At 66.2% G+C, this 21,626-nt stretch carries 26 protein-coding genes and 4 tRNA genes; 17 read left to right on the top strand and 13 right to left on the bottom strand.

The window, feature by feature from the left end; genetic code table 11:
* Positions 1–48: 48 nt before the first annotated feature.
* The 5 genes from AAID08_RS05395 to hrcA form a co-directional block, all read right to left on the bottom strand.
* A complete protein-coding gene (locus tag AAID08_RS05395) occupies positions 49–453 on the bottom strand; it encodes a thioredoxin family protein (RefSeq protein WP_054419543.1) in 405 nt (134 codons plus the stop codon).
* A 14-nt stretch (positions 454–467) separates the two neighbouring features.
* Positions 468–1,025 (bottom strand): nucleotide exchange factor GrpE, encoded by a 558-nt coding sequence (gene grpE, locus AAID08_RS05390; RefSeq protein ID WP_049071727.1) that lies wholly within the window; start codon positions 1,023–1,025, stop codon positions 468–470.
* Positions 1,026–1,239: 214 nt separating this feature from the next.
* Positions 1,240–1,473, bottom strand: coding sequence for a hypothetical protein (locus AAID08_RS05385; protein WP_175188570.1), 234 nt, complete (start codon positions 1,471–1,473; stop codon positions 1,240–1,242).
* Between the two features lie 12 nt (positions 1,474–1,485).
* Positions 1,486–2,577, bottom strand: a complete 1,092-nt coding sequence (hemH, locus tag AAID08_RS05380; protein WP_054419546.1) for a ferrochelatase — start codon at positions 2,575–2,577, stop codon at positions 1,486–1,488.
* Between the two features lie 45 nt (positions 2,578–2,622).
* A complete protein-coding gene (hrcA, locus tag AAID08_RS05375; RefSeq protein WP_049071722.1) occupies positions 2,623–3,627 on the bottom strand; it encodes a heat-inducible transcriptional repressor HrcA in 1,005 nt (334 codons plus the stop codon).
* A gap of 130 nt (positions 3,628–3,757) precedes the next feature.
* Here hrcA and AAID08_RS05370 point away from each other — a divergent pair, with 130 nt between their 5' ends.
* Both AAID08_RS05370 and recN read left to right on the top strand, forming a co-directional pair.
* The gene (locus tag AAID08_RS05370; RefSeq protein ID WP_054501739.1) at positions 3,758–4,657 is read left to right on the top strand and encodes an NAD kinase; all 900 of its coding nucleotides are present in this window, start codon (positions 3,758–3,760) and stop codon (positions 4,655–4,657) included.
* 13 nt (positions 4,658–4,670) lie between these two features.
* Entirely contained in the window at positions 4,671–6,332 is a 1,662-nt protein-coding gene (recN, locus tag AAID08_RS05365; RefSeq protein WP_144655831.1) for a DNA repair protein RecN, read from the top strand.
* 237 nt (positions 6,333–6,569) lie between these two features.
* Here the strand turns inward: recN and fur are convergent, their stop codons facing one another.
* Complete coding sequence (gene fur, locus AAID08_RS05360) at positions 6,570–6,989, bottom strand: ferric iron uptake transcriptional regulator (RefSeq protein ID WP_006223539.1); 420 nt, start codon at positions 6,987–6,989, stop codon at positions 6,570–6,572.
* Between the two features lie 156 nt (positions 6,990–7,145).
* Here fur and AAID08_RS05355 point away from each other — a divergent pair, with 156 nt between their 5' ends.
* Both AAID08_RS05355 and dapB read left to right on the top strand, forming a co-directional pair.
* Positions 7,146–7,682 (top strand): outer membrane protein assembly factor BamE, encoded by a 537-nt coding sequence (locus AAID08_RS05355; RefSeq protein WP_006389038.1) that lies wholly within the window; start codon positions 7,146–7,148, stop codon positions 7,680–7,682.
* Between the two features lie 16 nt (positions 7,683–7,698).
* The gene (dapB, locus tag AAID08_RS05350) at positions 7,699–8,490 is read left to right on the top strand and encodes a 4-hydroxy-tetrahydrodipicolinate reductase (RefSeq protein WP_054501741.1); all 792 of its coding nucleotides are present in this window, start codon (positions 7,699–7,701) and stop codon (positions 8,488–8,490) included.
* 58 nt (positions 8,491–8,548) lie between these two features.
* On the opposite strand, the gene murB is transcribed toward dapB, so the two are convergent.
* Complete coding sequence (gene murB / locus AAID08_RS05345) at positions 8,549–9,583, bottom strand: UDP-N-acetylmuramate dehydrogenase (protein WP_175167761.1); 1,035 nt, start codon at positions 9,581–9,583, stop codon at positions 8,549–8,551.
* 285 nt (positions 9,584–9,868) lie between these two features.
* Between murB and AAID08_RS05340 the strand changes: the two genes are divergently transcribed.
* A tRNA-Gly gene (locus AAID08_RS05340) sits at positions 9,869–9,944 on the top strand.
* A gap of 139 nt (positions 9,945–10,083) precedes the next feature.
* Entirely contained in the window at positions 10,084–10,416 is a 333-nt protein-coding gene (locus AAID08_RS05335) for a hypothetical protein (protein ID WP_336235688.1), read from the top strand.
* On the opposite strand, the gene AAID08_RS05330 is transcribed toward AAID08_RS05335, so the two are convergent.
* Both AAID08_RS05330 and AAID08_RS05325 read right to left on the bottom strand, forming a co-directional pair.
* Positions 10,413–11,093, bottom strand: coding sequence for an NAD(P)H-dependent oxidoreductase (locus tag AAID08_RS05330; RefSeq protein WP_336235687.1), 681 nt, complete (start codon positions 11,091–11,093; stop codon positions 10,413–10,415). The genes AAID08_RS05335 and AAID08_RS05330 overlap by 4 nt on opposite strands.
* Positions 11,090–11,536 carry a GNAT family N-acetyltransferase gene (locus AAID08_RS05325; RefSeq protein WP_054501745.1) on the bottom strand — a complete coding sequence of 149 codons (447 nt, stop codon included), beginning with the start codon at positions 11,534–11,536 and terminating at the stop codon, positions 11,090–11,092. The genes AAID08_RS05330 and AAID08_RS05325 overlap by 4 nt, the downstream gene beginning before the upstream one ends.
* Before the next feature lie 110 nt (positions 11,537–11,646).
* Between AAID08_RS05325 and AAID08_RS05320 the strand changes: the two genes are divergently transcribed.
* Positions 11,647–13,062 carry a PLP-dependent aminotransferase family protein gene (locus tag AAID08_RS05320; RefSeq protein WP_336235686.1) on the top strand — a complete coding sequence of 472 codons (1,416 nt, stop codon included), beginning with the start codon at positions 11,647–11,649 and terminating at the stop codon, positions 13,060–13,062.
* Positions 13,063–13,119: 57 nt separating this feature from the next.
* On the opposite strand, the gene AAID08_RS05315 is transcribed toward AAID08_RS05320, so the two are convergent.
* On the bottom strand, positions 13,120–13,599 hold the full coding sequence (locus tag AAID08_RS05315; protein ID WP_054501747.1) for a carboxymuconolactone decarboxylase family protein: 480 nt from the start codon (positions 13,597–13,599) through the stop codon (positions 13,120–13,122).
* 207 nt (positions 13,600–13,806) lie between these two features.
* Between AAID08_RS05315 and AAID08_RS05310 the strand changes: the two genes are divergently transcribed.
* From AAID08_RS05310 to AAID08_RS05290, 5 genes are all read left to right on the top strand, one after another.
* Positions 13,807–13,882 (top strand) — tRNA-Gly (locus AAID08_RS05310).
* A 368-nt stretch (positions 13,883–14,250) separates the two neighbouring features.
* Positions 14,251–14,326: transfer RNA gene (locus tag AAID08_RS05305), tRNA-Gly, on the top strand.
* 54 nt (positions 14,327–14,380) lie between these two features.
* Positions 14,381–14,454: transfer RNA gene (locus AAID08_RS05300), tRNA-Cys, on the top strand.
* A gap of 92 nt (positions 14,455–14,546) precedes the next feature.
* Positions 14,547–14,876, top strand: a complete 330-nt coding sequence (locus AAID08_RS05295) for a hypothetical protein (RefSeq protein ID WP_064523914.1) — start codon at positions 14,547–14,549, stop codon at positions 14,874–14,876.
* A 2-nt stretch (positions 14,877–14,878) separates the two neighbouring features.
* Entirely contained in the window at positions 14,879–15,469 is a 591-nt protein-coding gene (locus AAID08_RS05290; RefSeq protein WP_054501748.1) for a DUF2946 family protein, read from the top strand.
* A 47-nt stretch (positions 15,470–15,516) separates the two neighbouring features.
* On the opposite strand, the gene AAID08_RS05285 is transcribed toward AAID08_RS05290, so the two are convergent.
* Both AAID08_RS05285 and AAID08_RS05280 read right to left on the bottom strand, forming a co-directional pair.
* Positions 15,517–15,969 (bottom strand): nuclear transport factor 2 family protein, encoded by a 453-nt coding sequence (locus AAID08_RS05285; protein ID WP_064523871.1) that lies wholly within the window; start codon positions 15,967–15,969, stop codon positions 15,517–15,519.
* Positions 15,970–16,066: 97 nt separating this feature from the next.
* Positions 16,067–16,468, bottom strand: coding sequence for a DoxX family protein (locus AAID08_RS05280; protein WP_064523869.1), 402 nt, complete (start codon positions 16,466–16,468; stop codon positions 16,067–16,069).
* A gap of 123 nt (positions 16,469–16,591) precedes the next feature.
* Between AAID08_RS05280 and AAID08_RS05275 the strand changes: the two genes are divergently transcribed.
* From AAID08_RS05275 to AAID08_RS05255, 5 genes are all read left to right on the top strand, one after another.
* On the top strand, positions 16,592–17,524 hold the full coding sequence (locus AAID08_RS05275) for a LysR family transcriptional regulator (RefSeq protein WP_395757431.1): 933 nt from the start codon (positions 16,592–16,594) through the stop codon (positions 17,522–17,524).
* 10 nt (positions 17,525–17,534) lie between these two features.
* Positions 17,535–18,116, top strand: coding sequence for an NUDIX hydrolase (locus AAID08_RS05270; protein WP_054501752.1), 582 nt, complete (start codon positions 17,535–17,537; stop codon positions 18,114–18,116).
* A complete protein-coding gene (gene aat, locus AAID08_RS05265; protein WP_054501753.1) occupies positions 18,113–18,871 on the top strand; it encodes a leucyl/phenylalanyl-tRNA--protein transferase in 759 nt (252 codons plus the stop codon). Before AAID08_RS05270 ends, aat begins: the two co-directional genes overlap by 4 nt.
* 116 nt (positions 18,872–18,987) lie before the next feature.
* Complete coding sequence (locus AAID08_RS05260) at positions 18,988–19,737, top strand: arginyltransferase (protein WP_054501754.1); 750 nt, start codon at positions 18,988–18,990, stop codon at positions 19,735–19,737.
* A 56-nt stretch (positions 19,738–19,793) separates the two neighbouring features.
* On the top strand, positions 19,794–20,834 hold the full coding sequence (locus AAID08_RS05255; protein ID WP_064523864.1) for a quinone-dependent dihydroorotate dehydrogenase: 1,041 nt from the start codon (positions 19,794–19,796) through the stop codon (positions 20,832–20,834).
* A 127-nt stretch (positions 20,835–20,961) separates the two neighbouring features.
* Here AAID08_RS05255 and phaP read toward each other — a convergent pair whose 3' ends face one another.
* A complete protein-coding gene (gene phaP, locus AAID08_RS05250; RefSeq protein ID WP_054501756.1) occupies positions 20,962–21,540 on the bottom strand; it encodes a TIGR01841 family phasin in 579 nt (192 codons plus the stop codon).
* Between the last annotated feature and the right edge of the window lie 86 nt (positions 21,541–21,626).

Raw genomic sequence — 21,626 nt, 5'->3', positions numbered from 1 at the left:
GAGAGAAATTTCCTGTCCCCACATAACTGGGGCTGCCCACAGGGTTTTTCAAGACGCCTGGCTGGAATTTTCCGCCGGGGTTTCCTGCAGGCGCCGGATCGCCGCCGTGAACTGGGGCAATCCGGGCCAACCGGTGATGCGGCCGAGCCGTTTTCCGGCACGGTAAAGCACAAAAGTGGGGACACCATGCAGGGAGAAGCGGCGTCCCAGGGGTTCGTCGGCGTAGACATCGGCCTCGAACCAGGTCAGGCCCAGGCCCAGCAGGGTGTCCTGGTGCAGCAACGCCGCCTGCTTGAAAAGATTGCAGTTATAGCAATCCTGGCCCCACAGGAACACGCAACGCAAGTCCGATCCCGGCGCCTGGACCACGGCCTCGTCGAATCCCGCGGTGTCGACATGCCGCATGCCGAACACAGCGAAAACCTGGGCCGGATCGAACCTGGGGTCGGTCATGGCGCGCGGTCCGGTCAGCCTTGGCCGGCGGACACCACCACCAGGGCCGGACGCAGGGTGCGGTCGGCGATGGCGTAGCCCTTCTGCAGCAGTTGAACCACGGTGTTGGCGGGCTGTTCGGCCGGAATCGAAGAAATGGCCTGGTGCAGGTGCGGATCGAATTTGTCGCCCTGGACCGGCGCGATTTCCTTGAGCATGTTGCGCTCGAAGGCGGCCGCGAGCTGCTTGAGGGTGACCTCGACGCCTTCGCGCAGGGTGTCCACGGTCTGGTCGGCCTGGGCCAGCGCGGCCTCCAGGCTGTCCTTGACCGGCACCAGGCTTTCCGCGAACGACTCGATGCCGAACTTGCGTGCCTTGGACACTTCTTCCTGGGCACGGCGGCGCACGTTCTCGGCCTCGGCGCGGATGCGCAGAAGCTGGTCCTGCTGCTCATTGACGGTAGCCTGGGCCGCGTCCAGTTGGGCGCGCAACTCGTTCAGCTCGGCCTGCGCGGCGTCCTGGGCGGCGGGGGCCGCATCGGCGTCGTCGCCGAATCCGGGCGTCTGATCTACAGGCTCGTTGGGTGCCGTCATGGGGAATCCTCCAAAAAGAATGGCTTTCGCAGACATGAATGGGGGCCAATACCCCTATTTCAAGCCCGGGAAAGCAAATATTCCCCGTCGCGCACCGCCGGGGCAACCGGCAGCCACCCATGAAAATCCGGAAAGTCGTGCCTGAAAATCGGCTCCAACCACGAAGATTCCGGCAGTCGGCATTTTCGACACTCCGGACGATGTCAGGGACAGGTCATTTCTTGTGCGGCTGCGCCGGGGCGGCAGCGTCGCTGGCGGGAAAGCTCTCTTTCAGGGCGCGGTCGACGCGTGGATCATCGTCCGGTTCCGGATTGATCGCGATGGGATCGCTGGCGGGGAAGGTTTCGGCCAGTGCCTCGTCCAGCTCGTGCTCGACCTGATCCTCGTCCACCGGGGTGCTGACGTCCCCCTTTTTCACAACTTTGCCCGTCTTGGGATCATGGTGCATGCGCCCTCTCCTTCAAGTCCGTGAATGTGTGGGCCATCCCCGCAAGTGGCGTTCCGCCAGGGTGGCCAACCCTGCGATCCAGGCCGGATCATCATTCAGCGCCGGGATGTAACGGAACTGCTTGCCGCCCGCGCCGAGAAAGGCGTCGCGGCACTCCAGGCTGATCTCTTCCAGGGTTTCCAGACAGTCTGCCACAAATCCCGGACACACCACATCCACCTCGGTGACGCCCGAGGCGGCCAGCGCCTTGAGGGTCGGTTCGGTGTAGGGCTCGAGCCAGCGGGCCGTGCCGAACCGGCTCTGGAAGGTCACCTCGATCTGCTCGCGCGGCAGCGACAGGCGCTGCGCCAGCAGCCGCGCGGTTTCCATGCAGTCGCGGTAGTACGGGTCGCCCAGCTCGATGGAGTAGCGCGGCAGGCCATGGAAGCTCATGACCAGCTTCTGCGGTTTGCCATGCTCGCGCCAGTACGCTTCGATGCTGGCGGCCAGCGGATCGAGATAGATGGGGTCCTCGTGGAATCGCTTGATAAAGCGCATTTCCGGCTGGTCGCGCAGCCGGCCGGCATGTCGCGTGACGGCATCGACCACCGTGGCGGTGGTGCTGGCGGCGTATTGGGGATAAAGCGGCACGGTCAGGATGCGTTCGCAGCCCTGCGCCCGCAGGCGCGAGATGGCGTCGGGAATCGACGGGTTGCCGTAGCGCATGCCCAGCTCCACCACCGCCTCGACCCCGGCCGCGGTCAACGCGGCCTGCACGCCTTCGGCCTGGCGGCGGCTGTAGACCATCAGCGGCGAGCCGTCCTTGAGCCAGATACCGGCGTAACGCGGCTCCAGTTTCTTGGGACGCAGCGTCAGCACCAGGCCGTGCAGGATCGGCTTCCACAGATAGCGCGGAATCTCGATCACACGCGGGTCCGACAGGAACTCGCCCAGGTACTTGCGGATGTCCTTCCTGCCCGGTGTGTCGGGCGTGCCCAGGTTCACCAGCAGCACGCCGACCTTGCCCGGCGCGCGCGGCGGCGGGTCTTCATTGAAAGGGTCGTCCTGCTCGGCTTCGGGCAGGTAGCGTTCAGGCCAGAGATACTTGAACAGGCGAAGAAACACAAAAACTCCCCTTCCTCCGCGAGGAGGATGTCGGTTCGAATGGAACTACTGGTTGTGGCTGAGGGCGTTGGACAGCAGACGCGCCGTGATGTCCACGATGGGAATCACCCGTTCGTAGGCCATGCGGGTCGGGCCGATCACGCCGAGCGTGCCGACCACCTTGCCGTCCACGCCGTAGGGCGCGGTGATGACCGAGACTTCTTCCATCGGCACCAACTGGGAATCGCCGCCGATGTAGATCTGCACGCCCTGCGCGCGGCTGGACACGTCGAGCAGTTGCAGCAGGTCGGTCTTCTTCTCGAACAGCGAGAACATCTTGCGCAGCCGGTCCATATCGGAAGCGATGTCGGTGACGTCCAGCAGCTTGCGCTCGCCGGAGATGACCACGGCATCGCCGTCCTCGGCGGCCTCGGCACTGGCCTCGACCGCCGCCTGCATCAGCCGCGAGATGTCTTCGCGCAACTGCGCCAGTTCGGTGGACAGGGTGCGCCGCACCGCGTCGAAGGACTTGCCGGCGAAGTGGACGTTGAAGAAGTTGCCGGCCTCCAGCAATTCGGCCTCGGCGTAGTCGCGCTGCACGAACAGGATGCGGTTCTGCACGTCGCCGTCGGGGGTGACGATGATCAGCAGCACCCGCTTGTCCGAGAGCCGGATGAATTCGATCTGGCGGAACACCTGGGCGCGCTTGGGAGTCAGCACCACGCCGGCGAACTGGGTCAGGTTGGAAAGCAGCGCTGCGGCGGCATTGACCGCGCGGGTGGGCTCGGCCGCGGCCAGCATCTCGCCCATGTTGTGCGGTTCGAGCTGGTAGGACTGCACCGCCAGCAGCGAATCGACGAACATGCGGTAGCCGCGGGGCGTGGGAATGCGCCCCGCGGAGGTGTGCGGACTGTGGATCAGGCCCAGCTCTTCCAGGTCCGCCATGACGTTGCGGATGGTGGCGGGCGACAGATCGAAAACCTTCGATAGCGTCCGCGAGCCGACTGGTTGCCCATCGGCGATATAGCGTTCGATCAACGCTTTCAGTAATGCGCGTGCGCGGTCATCCATAGCGGCTATTTTAGGGAATCTTTTCCAATTAAGGCGATTTTTGTCCCGCAAGCCAATATGCGGCCCCATATAATCGGCTAACAGGCCCGATTCCGGACCGATTTCGCTTTTTCTGATTCGCCTTGCCACCATGCACTTTCCTACCGTCGCGCTGATCGGCAGATACCAGGACGCCGGCCTGGCCACTCCGCTAAGGGCGCTCGCGCACGCGCTCACGCAGGCCGGGCGGCAGGTGCTCGTCGATGCCGACACGGCTCGCAACACCGGCCTGACGGAATATCCCGTCGCCACCTACGCGCAGATCGGCCAGGACGCCTCGCTCGCGGTGGTCATGGGCGGCGACGGCACGGTGCTGGGCGCCGCGCGCCATCTCGCCCCGTACGGCGTGCCGGTGGTCGGCATCAACCATGGCCATCTGGGCTTCATCACCGACATCCCGGTGCAGGACGCGCATGGCGCCCTGACGCGCGTGCTGGAAGGCAACTTCCAGATCGAGGAACGCATGCTGCTCGAAGGCAGCGCCTGGCGCGGCGACCAGCAGATGTACGCGGCCTCGGCGCTGAACGACGTGGTGCTGAACCGCGCCGGACGCGGCGGCATGATCGAAGTGCGCGTCGAACTGGACGGCGCCTTCATGTACACCCAGCGCGCCGACGGCCTGATCATCGCCACCCCCACCGGCTCGACCGCCTACGCGCTGTCGGCCAATGGCCCGATCCTGCACCCCGGCATGAACGCCATGGTGCTGGTGCCGGTGGCGCCGCAGACCCTGTCCAACCGCCCCATCGTCATTCCGGACACCGGCGTGCTGAACATGACGCTCACCGCCATGGGCCGGGTCGAGGTCGGCGCCAGCGTGCATTTCGACATGCAGACCTGGTCCGACCTGCAGCCCGGCGACCGCATCGTCGTGCAGCGCGCGCCCTATACCATCCGCTTCGTGCATCCGGAAGGCTACAGCTTCTTTTCCACCCTGCGCCGCAAGCTGCACTGGAACCTGATGCCGCAGGCCACCGACAACGTAGAGTAGTAAGCGCCCCGACATGCTGCGCACCCTGCACATCCGCGACTTCGTCATCGTCGAGCAGACCGAGATCCATTTCGGTCCCGGCTTCACCGTCTTCTCCGGCGAGACCGGGGCAGGAAAATCCATCCTCATCGACGCGCTGGCGCTGGCGCTGGGCGAGCGCGGCGACGTCAGCGTGCTGCGCGAAGGCGCCGCGCGCGCCGACATCACCGCCGTCTTCGACACGCCGCCGGCGCTGCGCGCCTGGCTTGCCGAACGCGAGATCGATGCCGACGATGAACTGGCCCTGCGTCGCGTGATCGACGCCCAGGGCCGCAGCCGCGCCTACATCAACGGCACCCCGGCCACGGTCGCGCAATTGCGCGAACTGGGCGACAGCCTGGTCGACATCCACGGCCAGCATGCGCACCAAAGCCTGATGCGTGCGGAGGCTCAGCGCGACCTGCTGGATGCGCATGGCGGCCACGGCGACCTGCGCCAGGCGGTGGGCCAGGCCTGGAAGCAATGGCGCGCGCTGGCGCGCCAGTTGGAATTGGCCGAAAAGGACGCGGCGGGCCTGGCCGCCGAACGCGAGCGGCTGCAATGGCAGGTCGACGAACTCGATCGCCTCGGGCTCGCCCCGGACGAATGGGAATCGCTGCAATCCGAGCACACCCGCCTGTCGCATTCACAGTCGCTGCTGGACGGCGCCACCCAGATCCTCGACGCCCTCGATGGCGAAGGCGACTCGGCCCACCACCGGCTGACCGCGGCCAACCACCGCATCCAGCAGATGCTGCGGCACGACACCGGCCTGCAGGGCATCTACGACGAACTCGAATCGGCTCGCATTGCCATCAGCGAAGCGGTGTCCGACCTGAACAACTACGTCAGCCGCGTCGATCTCGATCCGCGCCGGCTGGCCGACGTCGAGGCGCGCCTGAGCGCGGTATTCGAGACGGCGCGCAAGTTCCGCACCGAACCCGACGGGCTGTGCGCGCTGCGCGACAGCTTGCACGCCGAACTCTCGGCCCTGCAGGCCGCCGCCGACATCGACGCGCTGCGCGCCCAGGCGCAGGTGGCGCAGGCGCAGTACGACGCCGCCGCCGCCAAGCTCACGGCGGCGCGCCGCAAGGTCGCCAAGGACCTCGGCAAACAGGTCACCCAGGCCATGCAGACGCTGGCCATGCAAGGCGGCAAGTTCGAGCCCACGCTGGCAGCGGCCGCGCCGTCGGCGCACGGTAACGAGCAGGTCGAATTCCTGGTGGCCGGCCACGCCGGCACCACGCCGCGGCCACTGGCCAAGATCGCTTCCGGCGGAGAACTGTCGCGTATCTCGCTGGCGCTGTCGGTCATCGCCAGCCGCGCCGCGCGCGTGCCGACGCTGATCTTCGACGAAGTCGACAGCGGGGTCGGCGGCGCGGTGGCCGAAGCCGTCGGCAAACTGCTGCGCGAACTGGGCGAGCGCCACCAGGTGCTGTGCGTCACCCATCTACCGCAGGTAGCGGCCTGCGGCAACAACCAGTTCCTGGTCAGCAAGACCGAATCGCGCGGCACCACCCGGTCGCGCATCGAGGAACTGGACGACGGCGCCCGGGTCGAGGAAATCGCCCGCATGCTGGGCGGGATCAAGCTCACCGCGACCACCCGCGAACACGCCCGCGAAATGCTGGCCGGCGTCGGCCGCGCGCCGGCCTGAGCCTGCAGGGGCCAGGCAACCCGCTCCTCGCGGGCCTGATGCGGCGCAAGCACATCCGGGGCGCGTGCGCCTCCAGAAAAACCGGGCGCCGGCTGCCTTTGTGCCGACAGCCGTATCGCGATGGTCCGCAGCCGGATTCAGTCCGAGAATAAAAAAAGCCCCTTCCTATAGAAGGGGCTTTTGCTTTCAACTACCCACGGCGAGCGCGGCCGTGGGCAGGTCCGAGGCGAAGAAAGCTCAGCGGCCTTTCAGGCAGCTACCGCAGATGCCGTACAGCACCATGGCGTGGCTTTCCAGCGCGAAACCGTTGTCCTTGGCGATCTTCTGCTGGCGCTTTTCGATGTCCGGGTCCGAGAATTCAACCACCTTGCCGCAGTTGGTGCAGATCAGGTGATCGTGGTGGTCGCCGTCATTGAGCTCGAACACGGCCTTGCCGCTGTCGAACTGGCTGCGGGCAAGGATGCCGGCCTGTTCGAACTGGGTCAGCACGCGATAGACGGTGGCCAGGCCGATTTCGACGTTTTCGCCGATCAGGGCACGGTAGACGTCCTCGGCGCTGAGGTGGCGCTGGTCCGACTTACGGAAGATATCAAGAATTTTCAGGCGCGGGAAAGTCGCCTTCAAACCCATGTTTTTCAGTTCGCTTTGGTCGCTCATGGTGTAATCGCTCTCCGTCCGCGTTGGCATGGGCAAGGATACTCGGTAACCGCGAGCCGGCTCCCCAGAATTCCTGCCGCCCCGCAGAACTATCCTTATGAAACCTTTATGATAACGGTTTTGTCTGCTTCCAAATAATAGGGGCGCGTAGTGTCCATGATTGCACGAATTCCTTCCCGCTCGCTCAAGACCGGATTGGCCATCGCCGCCCTGGCCGTCGCCCTTGCCGGCTGCACGGGGGACAAGTGGGGCTTCCCCTACAAGGCCGGTGTCCAGCAAGGCAACTGGATCACCCAGGAGCAGGTGGCGCTGCTGCAGCCGGGCATGACGCGCGAACAGGTCCGCTTCGCGCTGGGCAGCCCCACCCTGACCAGCGTGCTGCACGCCAACCGCTGGGACTACCCCTACTATTACAAGCCCGGCTACGGTGAGGCCCAGGAACGCAAGTTCACGGTCTGGTTCGAGAACGACCGGCTGACCCGCTGGGAAGGCGACAAGCAGCCCGACCTGCAGCCCTACCAGATCAACACGCCCAGCGCGGCCGCCGATGAAAAGGCCGACAAGCGCCTGAGCGAAGACGAGGCCCGGCTCAAGCAGGAAGAAGAGCAGAAGAAACGCGACGCCGCCGCCCCCACCAGCCCGATGAACCAATACCCCGGCCAGCCTGGCAACGCGCCCGAGCCGCTGCGCTAACCCAAGGATTTTCTTCATGCGTATTGCTATCGCCGGCGCCAGCGGCCGTATGGGCCAGATGCTGATCGACGCCGTCCTGAAGGCCGACGGCCTGCAACTGGCGGTCGCGCTCGACCGCAAGGGCTCGCCCTCGCTGGGCCAGGACGCGGGCGCCCCGCTCGGCCAGCAGACCGGCGTCGCCATCACCGACGACCTGGGCGCGCTGGCCAACGCCGACTGCCTGATCGACTTCACCCGCCCCGAAGGCACGCTGGAGCACCTGCAGGTCTGCGCCAGGCTGGGCGTGAAGGCCGTCATCGGCACCACCGGCTTCGACGACAATGGCCGCGCCGCCATCGAAGTGGCCGCGCAGAAAACCGCCATCGTGTTCGCGCCCAACATGAGCGTGGGCGTGAACGCCACGCTCAAGCTGCTGGACATGGCCGCCCGCATCCTCAATTCGGGCTATGACGTCGAGGTCTTCGAGGCCCACCACCGCAACAAGGTCGACGCCCCCTCGGGCACCGCGCTCAAGATGGGCGAGACCATCGCCTCGGCTTGGGACGTGGCCCTGCCCGACGTGGCCACCTGGAGCCGCCACGGCGACACCGGCGTGCGCAAGCCGGGCACCATCGGCTTCTCGGTACTGCGCGGCGGCGATATCGTCGGCGATCACACGGTGTCGTTCTGCGGCATCGGCGAACGCATCGAGATCACCCACCGCTCGGCCAGCCGCGCCACCTATGCCGAAGGCGCCTTGCGCGCCGCCCGCTTCCTGGAAGGCAAGCACAACGGCCTGTACGACATGCAGGCGGTGCTGGGACTCTGATCCCTTAGCGCCCAGAAAAAAAGGACCCGCGAGGGTCCTTTTTTCATGCAGCACCAGGTCACACCACCACGGGCTCCGGCTCCAGCGCCACGCCGTAGCGCTCGGCGACCGCATCCTGGATCGCGCGCGCCAGCGCCAGGATGTCGGCGGCGGTGGCGCCCCCGCGATTCACCAGCACCAGCGCCTGCCGGTCATGCACCCCGGCCGCGCCCAGGCTGCGCCCCTTCCAGCCGCACTGGTCGATCAGCCAGCCGGCCGCCAGCTTGTAGCTGCCGTCCGGCTGCGCATACGACACCAGGCCGGGATAACGGGAGACGAGCGCTTCGCGCTGCGCCGCGGACACGATGGGATTCTTGAAAAAACTGCCGGCGTTGCCGGTGACCGCCGGGTCCGGCAGCTTGGCACGCCGGATCGCGCAGACCGCCTCGAAGATGGCGCGCGCCGACGGCTCTTCCATAAGGCCGGGATGACGCTGCAGGTCCGGGTACGACAACACCGGCCGCCAGGGCCGCGGCAAGCGCAAGCGCACCGCCACGATCACCCAACTTCCGGGCGGCTGGTGCTTGAAAATGCTGTCGCGGTAGGCGAAGCGGCAATCGGCCGCGCTCAGGTCGACATACCGGCCCGCCTGCACGTCCCAGGCCGTCAGGCTGTCGAAGCGGTCGGCCAGCTCGACCCCGTAGGCGCCGATGTTCTGCACCGGCGCCGCGCCGACCGTGCCGGGGATCAACGCCAGGTTTTCCAGGCCGTCCCAGCCCTGCCTCACGCACTCGGCGACGAAGTCGTGCCAGGTCTCGCCGCCTGCCGCCTCCACCAGCCAAGCATCAGGCTCGGCCCGCAGCAGGCGCACGCCCCGCAGCGCCACGCGCGCCACCAGGCCCGGCACGGCCTCGGGCAGCACCACATTGCTGCCACCGCCCAGCACCAGCAGCCGGTCGTGCCGCGCGGCCAGGGCCGACAGGGCCGGCAGTTGCGCCACATCGTCGAGCGTGACGCAGGCCGGGGCCGTGGACGCCAGGCCCAGGGTGTTCAAGGCGGAAAGGTCCCGCGCCTCGGGAGTGAGGACAGCCGCGGTGGCAGAGGAATTTGACATGGATACTACCGGGTATGCTATATTTTCTGTCTTCGCTCATATTACTTGATTGAGCTTGGCAGCCAGACAGCACTCAGTTGCAGCCTTGGCCACGCGAAGTTCAGCGCGATCCGCCTGCCACGGCAATCTGCCAGCGGCAAGCACGATCGAAAAAAATCATGTAGAATGCGCGCCTTCTGATCGATAACCAAGTTGATCAGGCAACCACGAAAGTGGTTGGCAATAAGAAATGGTTTGCACTGGCACTGCGTGGAATTTTCACCAAGCCAGAGATTGCGGACCCATGCGGGAGTAGCTCAGTTGGTAGAGCGCAACCTTGCCAAGGTTGAGGTCGCGAGTTCGAGACTCGTCTCCCGCTCCAGATTTTATGGGCAGTGTCTTCACACTGCGCATGTTGCAAGAAAGGGCCTGCGGGCCCTTTTTTCATTTCCGCGGCGACAATCACACATTCGCGAGAACAACCGGAAATGGCCTGCATGACGACACTCATGACGACACCCATGACGACACCCCCGCGAACGGCGGCACAGGACGAGATCTGCGCCCGATACGGCATGCAGGGCATGGCGCCGGAAGAGATGATCGCGGTCGCCCTGCATACCCTTGGCGCCATGCCGATTTACGGCACGCGCATCGCGTTGCCGCGCGGCGGCACCGTCAGCTGGTTCATCCACGCCGGCGAATACTCGGACGCCGACGACTTCTACCAGCCCCTTCACACCGCGCACCTGGCGACGCTGCTGCCGCGGGTCGTCGATTACCTGCGCCTGCCGCCAGGCGCGAAGTTCATCATCGACGACCAGGGCTACGAAGACGTGTGGTTGGACGCCTAGGGCCTATCTGTGCCGGAAAGGGAGTCCCCGCGCGGCGCCTGGACGGCAACCGCGGCCAGGGCGTCAGCCGCATCCGCGAAGTACGCCGCGATCTCCGCCTGGGTCCGCAGCCGGGCCGCCTCCAGCGCCTGCCCGCCCATCGCGGTGCCCTCCACCGAAAAGAACGTCAGGCGCTTCAGGCCGATGGTGGCCAGCGCCGCCTTCAGGTAGGGCGTCAGGAAATCCGGCTGGCGCGCCTCGCACCCGGAAAACAAACCGCCCGACGCCACCGCCACGAACACCGGCTTGTCGGCCAGCACGCCCACCTTGCCTTCGCGCGTCACGCTGAACGTGCTGCGCACACGCACCACGTGATCGATCCACGCCTTCAACGCCGACGGCACGGTGTAGTTGTGCATCGGCGTGGCGATGACGACGTAGTCGGCATCGACCAGGGATTGGATCAGGTGGTCGGACTGATGCAACGATCCGGCGGGATCGCCGTCCGGGTCGGAGGGCGATCCCAGCGCCCACGCGTATTCGGCATCCACATGCGGCAACCGGTTGGCGTCGATCTCGACAAGGTCGCGGCCACGCGCGGCATCGGCCCGCGCCAGGCCGTCGACGATGAACTGCGACAGCCGGTGGCTTTCCGATTCCGCGCCGCGCGGGCTGCACGTCAAACGCAGGACGCTCATGCCGCTTGCTCCCCCAGCACCTTGCTGAAACGCATCGCGCCGGTCAGCAATCCCTGACGGAAGTAGAAGCGCTGCGCCAGCGCGTTGGCCAGCCCGGTGTCCAGCACCAGCTTGGCGCAGCCAGCCTCGCGCGCCATGCGCTCGAGCGCCTGCAGCAGGGCGGCGCCATGGCGCCCGCCGCGACTGCGCTCGGTGACGACCAGGTCGTCGACATAGAGGAAGCGGCCGTAGATCAGGTTTTCCTGGAAACGGTAGCCGGCCAGCGCCACGGGCGCGTCGCCTTCCCACACCGCCAGCAAGGCGTAGCGCTCGTCGCGCATGCGCGCGACGCGTTCGGCGAAATCACGCTCGTCGGCCAGGTGCGGGCGCAATTCGCGCATGACTGGAAAACAGGCGCGCAGCGCCTCGGCTGATTCGATAGAGCGGATGTCCGGTTGACTCATGAGGATCCTGTCTTGAAAGAAACCACCCGCCGCCAGGGCAGGCACAACCATGATGCTAGGGAAGCCATGCCATAATTTGAAGAACCATAAATTGACCTTTCGACTAGGCCATGACGCCCGTTTCCCTTGCCAGCCTGCCGCCCGCCGCTTCCGGCGACGAACCGCTGTACCGGCAGGTCTACGAGCGCTTTCGCGGCGCGATTGCCCAGGGCACCCTCAAGCCGGGCGACCGCATTCCGTCCGCGCGCGCACTGGCCAAGGACCTGGGCGTGGCGCGCGGCACCATCGAGATGGCCTATTCACTGCTGCACGCGGAAGGTTATGTGCAGCCGCGCGGCCAGGCCGGCACCGTGGTCACCCCCGGCCTGCAGGCGCAGGCCGCGCCCCGGCTGCTGCCGCCACCCGACAAGGCGGACCCCGACACCTGGCGCCAGCCGCCGACGCTGTTGCCGTTCCAGATGGGCCTGCCGGCGCTGGACGCCTTTCCGCGCAAGATCTGGGCGCGGCTCGGCGCCCGTCACCTGCGCGCCACGCAGGCGGCCGACCTGTCCTACCCGCCGGCCGATGGCCTGCCCGCGCTGCGCACCGCGATTGCCGCGCACCTGCAGGTCGCGCGCGGTATCCACTGCTCGCCGGCGCAGGTGTTCATCACGTCCGGCTATCGCGAGAGCCTTAACCTGGTGATCCAGGCGCTGCTGCAGCCCGGCGACGAGGTCTGGGTGGAAGACCCTGGTTACCCGCCGACGCGCGAACTGTTGAAGCACTCGGGCCTGGCGCTGGCGCCGGTGGAAGTCGATGCCGAAGGCATCGTGGTGTCGCAAGGCATTGCGCAGGCGCCAGAGGCGAGCGCCGCGATCGTCACGCCCGCCCACCAGAGCCCGCTGAGCGTGACGCTGTCATTGACGCGCCGCCAGGCGCTGCTGGAATGGGCCGAGCGCAATCAGCGCTGGATCGTGGAAGACGACTACGACGGCGAGTACCGCTACGTCAGTCGGCCGCTGCCGGCGCTCAAGAGCCTGGACCGCCATGGGCGCGTGCTCTATGCCGGGACGTTCAGCAAGGTCATGTTTCCCGGCATCCGCCTCGCCTATCTGGTGGTGCCCGAGGCCCAGGTGCGGCGCTTCGAGGACGTGAACCGGGTGCTCGGCAACGGCATTCCGGGCCTGACCCAGGCGCTGGTCAGCGCGTTCATGCTGGAGGGTCATTTCGCGCGCCACATCCAGCGCATGCGGCGGCTCTATTCAGAGCGCCGCAACGCCACCGCCGCGGGGCTGGCCAAGGTCTTCGGCCCCGCCATGCCGATCAATCCGCAACCGGGCGGCATGCACCTGCTGGTGCGGATGCAGGGCCACCAGACGGACCGCCCGCTGGCGCAGCGCATGGTCGAGCACGGCATCTACGCGCACGCCCTGTCGCGCTGGACGACCCGCGCGCCGTGCGGCGCCGGCCTGCTGATGAGCTTCACCAACATCGAGTCCCAGGAGCGCGCCGAGCAACTCGGCCGCCGCATCCTGGAACTGATGTAGCGACGGCACGCGCGTAGCCGCCCGCGGGCAAGGCGCCGCCGCCCCCTTCAATCCGGCTTACCTCAACCCAGCCTTATCCAGACCGAAAGCCGCGTCGGCGGAACCCGGTTCGGTGCGGAAGGCGACGTTCAGACGATTCCAGCCATTGATGCCCACCACCAGGAAGGTGAGGTCCGAGATTTCCTCTTCGGACAACTGGCCGCGGACCTGCTCGTACACCGCATCGGACACGCCGTGCGGGTGCAGCGCGGTCAACGCCTCGGTCCATTCCAGCGCGGCGCGCTCGCGCGGACTGAACAGCGTGGATTCACGCCAAATGGCGATGTGGTGCAAGCGCAGCTCGCGCTCGCCGCCGATCTTGGCCTGCTTGATGTGCATGTCCAGGCAGAAGCCGCAGCCGTTGAGCTGCGAGGCGCGGATCGTCACGAGATCATTGAATTCCCGGATGACGGCCTTCTTCTTCAGCGCGGCGCTGAAGTCGAGGTAATGCTTGGAAAGTTCGGCGGAAACCTGGAAGTAATTCAGACGCTGGGTCATGTCACGGACACCTTGTAGAGGGAATTGCGGACGACATCGCCGCACACCCACATAGTGCCGCCTGCAACCGCGGCGCAAAAGCGCCAAGAATCGCCATAGGGTCTGGGCCATGATGCCGCATGCCATGCGCTCCCTCGCGCCGCGTCCGCTTGCCCTGGCCGCTAATTACGGTATACTCTCGCCTCTTCGCAGTACAGCAGTATCCGCGCGGGAGTAGCTCAGTTGGTAGAGCGCAACCTTGCCAAGGTTGAGGTCGCGAGTTCGAGACTCGTCTCCCGCTCCAGCAGATGCGCCGTTTCACGAACGTCGCCGCATTGTTGGAACAACCGCCGGATCTCCCGACCAAAACGGATCGCCATCGGCTTGATCGGCGCCGCTTGCCTTCTCGACAGATTCCTGTCGCCTCCCCCGACATTGCCGTGATGTGCGCTTCGATGCCCGCATCGTCATTGCCCCGCATCCAGCCGGAGTGCACGACGCGGCCGCGCCGCCCGCAAGGTGCCGCGCTCGACACCATCTGGCAACTTTTTTTCTCGGACGCCCGGGCAGACCCGCACAAGTCCTAAAAACTGTGTATAATCGCTGTCTTTGGTGGACACGGCCTCTTTCAAAAGAGACCGACAAAACAGGTTCATCAAACGCAGTGCCCACGCGGGAGTAGCTCAGTTGGTAGAGCGCAACCTTGCCAAGGTTGAGGTCGCGAGTTCGAGACTCGTCTCCCGCTCCAAATACAAAAAGGAAGCACCGGCCTATACCGAGCTTCCTTTTTTCTTGCAGTACTGGCGCAATGGCAGAGTGGTTATGCAGCGGATTGCAAATCCGTGTACGTCGGTTCGATTCCGGCTTGCGCCTCCAGTATTTCCTCCCCAGCATCTCGTTACCCATCCCTACGCCCAGTCAATCGTTTGGTTGCTAAGGTGACGCCGTTTTCATTTGACGACGATCCCATGTACAACAATCAAACCTCGCGGCGCGCTTCCTCCACCCTACTGGCGTTGTCCGCGGCCACGCTGATGACGTTGGCGCCGCTGGCCGCGGAGGCGGACTCCGACCGCCACCACCATCGTCATGGCCATGGCCGCGGCGAGTATAAAGAGAAGTATTGGGACGGCGCCTGTGAAGTCGAGCGCAAGTGGAAGCGCAACGGCGACTACCGCGAAAAGCGCAAGTGCCGCGACGACTACCGCTACGGCTACGCCCCCCAGCCGGTGCTGGTGCCGGCCATGCCCGCGCCCGCCATCATCATCAACCCGCCCCCCATCATCATCCGCCCCTGACCATGGATGCCTCGGTGAAAGACGCCATCGCCCGCTGGCCCGACGTGCCTGCGGTGTTCGGCTGGCTGTCGCTGGATCCGCGCGGCCGCTGGCGTCTGCATCCGCAAGGGCAGGCCGCCGCGGGCGGGCCCGGCGAGTCCATCACCAATGCCCAGATCCAGGGTTTCATCGACCGCAATTACGAACGCGACGACGCAGGCCGCTGGTTTTTCCAGAACGGCCCTCAGCGCGTCTTCCTGCGGCTCGATGCCGCGCCATACGTGCTGCGTCTCGATGACGCCGGCCGCGCCCTGCTCACGCACACCGGCCAGGCGGTGAGCGCGGTAAGCGGCTGGTGGCTGGATGACGCCGGCCAGTTGTACGCCATGGCGCCGCAGGGCCCCGGCGTGGTGCTGGACCGCGACCTGCCGCCCCTGATGGAGCGACTCGTCACGGAAGACGGCGCCGCCCTGCTGGACGCCATCGATCGCCTGGCCCCTGCGCGAGCACTGCGGATCGCGCTGCCGGGTATCTACGGCCCGGCGCCACTGCGCCTGATCGAACACGCCCAAGTGCCGAACGTCCTGGGTTTCCAGGCCAATCCAACCGCCTGATCCGGCGCGTTCGCGCAAGACGGCGCGCCAGCGGCAAGCCTCACGCCTCAGAACATGCCGTTGCTGTTGGCGGACTGTTCGGGAATTGGCTGCACCGCGTCCCAGTGCTCGACGATCTTGCCGCGCTCCAATCGGAAGATGTCGATGATGGCGTTGCCGCGCGTGCCCGGTTCGCGCACCGCGTGCACATGCAGGATCACATAATCGCCGTCGGTGAAGACGCGCTTGATCTCGCTTTTCGATTGCGGATATTTGTCGCGCAGGAAGGCGATGAACTTGCGGAACCCGTCGGGCCCGTCGGCCGCGTTGGGATTGTGCTGGATGTAGCGGTCGCCCAGATACTTCACGGCGGCGTCCGCGTCTTTCTGGTTCAGGCCCTTCTCATAGAAGGCCAACACGGCCGCCTTGTTGGCGGCCTCTTGTTCGGTCGAGGCCTGGACGGCGGGCGACAGGGCGGCGGCAAACAGGACTGCGCCGAAGACACGCGTGATGAACGACATGGAATCTCCAGAAAAGCCAAGGCGGCCGGCCCATTCTAGGTGCCGGCCGCCTGCCGGGCGATGCCCAATCCAGTTGACAGTTTGGTGCGCGAGCCGGTCAGCCGCGACCGCTCTTGAGCAGCGCGAACTTGCCGTCACCCAGCAGCGCCAGGACCGCCGCGGCCACCGACAGGAACACCGGATATTCCCAACCGCCGTTGGGGTTGCTGAAGCCCCAGCCGTTGCCAAAGTGCACGGTGGAAGCGACGAACAACTGCACCGCCGCGATCACGGCGATCCAGCGCGGCCACACGCCCAGGATCAGCAGCGCGCCGGCGCCGATCTCGAAGAAGGTCACCGGATACGCCAGCCAGCCGGCAAAGCCGATCTTGGCGAAGAACTGCGCGGTGCCCGGCAGGGTGAACACCAGTAGCTTGGTCAGGCCATGGGCCAGGAACATCACGCCCAGCGCGATGCGGAGCAGGAACGCGGCATAAGGCGCGGTACGGGTATCGATCATTGCATTCTCCGTGAGCGAATCGCCCAGAACGGGAAGATTCTTCATGGCCGCTATTCTTGCGATTCCAAAAACAAAGATAAACATGCAAAATCGCAACTTATTGTTCCCCATTAGGTAACAATCATGGACACCCACACTGCCATGCAGACCTTTGCCCGAGTCGTGGAACCGGGCTCGTTCGCGGCCGCCGCGGACAAGATGGGGCAGGCGCGCTCCGTGGTCACGCGCCAGATCGCATACCTCGAAGAAAAATACGGCGTGCGGCTGCTGAACCGCACCACCCGCAAGCTCAGCATGACCGACGCCGGCCGCGCCTTCTACGAGCGGGTGCGGCCGATCCTGGCGGAAGTGGCCGACCTCGAGCTGTCGCTGCAGGCCGAGGGCCAGGCGCCCAGCGGACGCCTGCGCGTCAGCGCGCCGGTCTCGTTCGGCATCCTGCACCTGGGACCGGCCATCGCCGAATACCTGCTGCGCTATCCCGACGTCATCATCGACCTGGACCTGAACGACCGCGTCGTCGACCTGGTAGAGGATGGGTATGACGTCGCGGTGCGTATCGGCCCGCTGCAGGATTCGTCGCTGGTGGCGCGACCGCTGGCGCCGCAGCAGTTGCTGGTGTGCGCCGCGCCCGCCTACCTGGAACGCCATGGCGTGCCACAGACACCGGACGACCTGAAACAGCACCGCTGCCTGCATTACGCCTACGCCAGCACCGGCAACGAATGGCATTTCGAGAAGGACGGGGTCACCCACCTGGTGCGGATCAACGCCGCCCTGCGCGCCAACAATGGCGACGTGCTCCGCACCGCGGCGCTGGCCGGGCACGGCGTGATCCTGCAGCCGGAATTCCTGGTGGGCGAGGACGTGCGCGCCGGCCGCCTGACCGCGCTGCTACAGGACTACGCCCACACCCCGATTTCCATGTACGCCGCCTATCCGCACCGGCGCTTCCTCTCGCCCAAGGTGCGTTCCTTCGTCGAACACCTGGAAGAACGCTTCGGCACCCGCGCGCCGATGGCGCCCGCGCGGCGCGCCAGCCGGCGCCACAGCCGTTAGAATCGTAGCCATGACCGCCAAATCGCCCCTCGAATACTTCCCCGCGCCGCGCCGTGCGAATTTCTGCAGCCAATGCGGCTCGCCCGTGAACCGCCGGGTGCCCGAGGGCGACAACCGCGAACGGGACATCTGCGACCACTGCGGCGCGATCCACTACCAGAATCCGCGGCTGGTGGTGGGCACGGTGCCGGTTCTGGACAACCGCGTGCTGCTGTGCCGGCGCGCCATCGAGCCACGCTACAACACCTGGACGCTGCCGGCCGGCTTCATGGAACTGGGCGAGAGCACCGCGCAAGGCGCCGGCCGCGAAACGCTGGAAGAATCCGGCGCACGCATCCGGCTGGGCGATATCTACACCATCATCGACGTGCCGCAGATCGAGCAGGTGCATGTCTTCTATCTGGCCGAGGTGCTGGGCCCCGAGCTGGATCCCGGCCCGGAAAGCCTGGAAGCCCGCTTCTACGACGAGGCCGACATTCCCTGGGACGACCTGGCGTTCCGCACCGTGGCGACCACGTTGCAACGCTATTTCGAGGACCGCAGGCGCGGCACGTTCGGCCCTCACCACTACACCCTAGAATCGCACCGTTGAAGCTGCCCTGGCTTGCCGCGGACACGCCGTTTCCACCGGCTGAATTCGCCCTGACGGATCCGGACGGCCTGCTGGCGGCCGGTGCCGACCTGTCCACGCCGCGCCTGATCCAGGCCTATTCGAACGGTATCTTTCCCTGGTATTCCGAGGGCGAGCCGATCCTGTGGTGGAGCCCGGATCCGCGCATGGTGCTGGCCTGTCGCGACTTCGCGCCCTCGCACTCGTTGCGCAAGCTGCTGCGCCAGATCGCCAGCCAAGAGCAGGAGGCCGCGCCGCGCATCGAGGTGCGGGTCGATACGGCATTCGCCACGGTGATGGCGCACTGCGCCGCGCCGCGCGATGGCCAGCCCGGCACCTGGATCACCGCCGCCATGCGGCAGGCCTACCTCGACTGGCACCGGGCAGGTTACGTCCACAGCATCGAAACCTGGATCGACGGCGAACTGGCCGGCGGCCTGTACGGCATCAACCTGGGCCGCATGTTCTTCGGTGAATCGATGTTCACGCGCGTGCCCAACGCCTCCAAGGTCGCGCTGGCCTACCTGGTGCGCTACGTCAGCGCGCAGGGCGTGCAATGGATCGACTGCCAGCAGCAGACCCGCCATCTCGCCAGCCTGGGCGCGCGGCCGGTGCCGCGCTCGCGCTTCCTGGAGCACATACGCGCCGCCACCGCGCAACCGCCGCTGACCTGGGGTCCGGGACGGCTGGACAGCGGGGGGCGGCTGCTGCCCCTGGCGCCGGGCGCCCCGGCCTGACGGCCTCCCCGCCGGGTGGCGCCACGCGCCGCCCTCCCCGCACATCACCGGCCGTGTTAGGCGTTAATATGTAGTGGTCCCCGTCACGGACTTGGCGCCGGACGCCGGGATTCCACATGAGCCAGCTCAAAGAATTACCTTTCTCCACGCTGCAGTTCTACGCGACCGCTCCCTACCCTTGCAGCTATCTGCCGGGACGCCAGGCGCGGTCGCAGGTCGCCGCACCCGGCCACCTGATCAACGCCGGCACCTACTCTCAGTTGGTCGAGCAAGGGTTTCGACGCAGCGGCCTGTTCACCTACCGCCCGCACTGCGACAACTGCCACGCCTGTGTGCCGGTGCGGGTCGACACCGCCAGCTTCGCGCCCAACCGCAGCCAGCGCCGTGCGTGGCGAGACCATCGCAACCTGCAGTCGTTCGTGGCCGAATTGGCCTGGTCGCCAGAACACTATCGGCTCTATACCCGCTACCAGCAGGGGCGCCATCCCGGCGGCGGCATGGACGAGGACAGCCGCACGCAGTACGCGCAGTTCCTGCTAACCAGCCGCGTCAACACCCGCCTTGTCGAATTCCGCGATCCCGCGGGGGTGCTGATGATGGTCTCGATCATCGACGTGCTGGACGACGGCCTGTCGTCCGTCTACACCTTCTACGACCCCGACGTGCCGGGCAGCCTGGGCACCTACAGCATCCTCTGGCAGATCGAGCAATGCCGCACGCTCAATCTCCCGTGGCTCTACCTGGGCTACTGGATCGCCGACAGCCAGAAAATGTCGTACAAGGCCAGCTTCCATCCCGCCCAGTATCTGGTCGACGGCGCCTGGGGAGAGCCGCCCGCGCCCGCCGCGTCCGGTCCCCAGGCCTGATCCGCGACCGAGCCTGGCCCGCAGGGCGGGCCAAAGACGCTTTACAATCCCGCTCCATGTCGATCCTCTTCCACGCCTATCCCCTGGCCCGCCCGGCGCTGTTCGCCATGGACGCGGAAACCGCCCACGAAGTCACCTTGTCGGGACTGCAGCGGGCCTATGACTGCGGCGCCACGCGCAAGCTGCTGCACGCCCAGCCCAAGGCGCCCTGCACCTTGATGGGCATGCGGCTGGCCAACCCCATCGGACTGGCGGCGGGACTGGACAAGAACGGCGCCTATATCGACGCGCTCGGCAATCTGGGGTTCGGTTTCGTCGAGGTCGGCACGGTAACTCCCCGGGCACAGCCGGGCAACCCCAAGCCGCGCATGTTCCGCCTGCCGCGCGCCAACGCGCTGATCAACCGCCTGGGCTTCAACAACCAGGGGCTGGACGCGTTCCTGGCCAACGTGCAGCGCAGCCAGTGGCGCAAGCAGGGCGGCATCCTCGGCCTGAACATCGGCAAGAATGCCGACACCCCGATCGAGCGCGCGGCCGACGACTACCTGATCGGCCTGGCCGGCGTGTACCCGCACGCCGACTACGTCACGGTGAACATCTCATCGCCCAACACCAAGAATCTGCGCGCCCTGCAAGGCGGCGACGAATTGTCGGCCCTGCTGGCGCAACTGGCGGACAAGCGCCGCGCACTGGAAGACCAGCACCAGCATCGTGTGCCGATGGCGGTCAAGATCGCCCCCGACCTCACCACCGAACAGATCGACGCCATCGCCGACGCGCTGCCGCGCCATGGCATCGACGGCGTCATCGCCACCAATACCACGCTATCCCGCGACGCGGTCACCGGCCTGGCGCACGCCGAGGAAGCGGGCGGCCTGTCCGGGGCGCCGGTGCATGAACTGTCGCTGGCGGTGATCCGCAGGCTGAAGGAACGCCTGGGCGACAGCCTGGCGATCATCGGCGTGGGCGGTGTGCTGTCGGGCCGCCAGGCCCTGGAGAAAATGCAGGCTGGCGCCGACGCGGTGCAGCTATATACCGGCCTGATCTACCGCGGCCCGGCCCTGGTGGGCGAGTGCGTGCGGGCCGTCGCCCGCTGAACGCCGGCGCGCCCCGGAAAACGGGCAAAAAAAGAGGCCACCCGAAGGGTGGCCCTAATTCCAGCTCTGCTCTGTCACTCAACAGTACTACATTACTGCGATTTGCGCAGCATCACGCGCCAAATACTCAGGCGCTGCGACGGCTACGGCTGGCAACCTTGGTGGCGGCGTCGGCGGCATCCGTCGCGGCCTTGAAGGTTGCGTTGGCGGCGGCATTCAGGTTCGACTCGGCGACCTCGGCGGCCTGCTTGGCGGCCTTGGTCAGGGAATCGTAGGCGCTGTTGGCGGTGGCCAGCGAGGACTTGATCAGGGCGACCGCGCTTTCCGAACCCGTCGGCGCGTTCTTGGAGAACTGCTCGACGGCTTCACTCAGTTGCTGCTGGCCTTCGGCGATCTGTTCTTCAGTCAGCTTGACCAGATTGCCCTGCACGCCAGCGACGATGTCATACACGTGCTTGGTGTAGGCCAAGGCCTTTTCGGCGCCCGGCTGCAGCAGGCCGGAGGCGAACGCCGCGGCTTCCTGCGGGTCCTTCACTTCAGCGGCTTGCTGCGACTTCTGGGCGACTTCGTCCAGGGTGGCGCGCACGACCTTCAGATTCAGCTCGACCAGCTTTTCGAAGCCGGCGAACACGGCCGACTGGGCGGCCACGAAAGTGTTGATGCTGGCTTTTTGACGGTCCAGGACTTGTTGCGGGATAGCGCTCATAGAATTGCTCCTTTTAGGGGTAGCCGGAGGCTGTCCGGCGAGTAAGGATGGTGTCTGCGACGAAATAAGGAACGTGCGCGGAAACT

It is taken from the genome of Achromobacter sp. EB05, assembly GCF_044232075.1.
Lineage (GTDB): Bacteria > Pseudomonadota > Gammaproteobacteria > Burkholderiales > Burkholderiaceae_B > Achromobacter > Achromobacter dolens.
The sequence above is the reverse complement of the archived record's forward strand: the minus strand, read 5'-3'. Positions and strand labels throughout refer to the sequence as shown.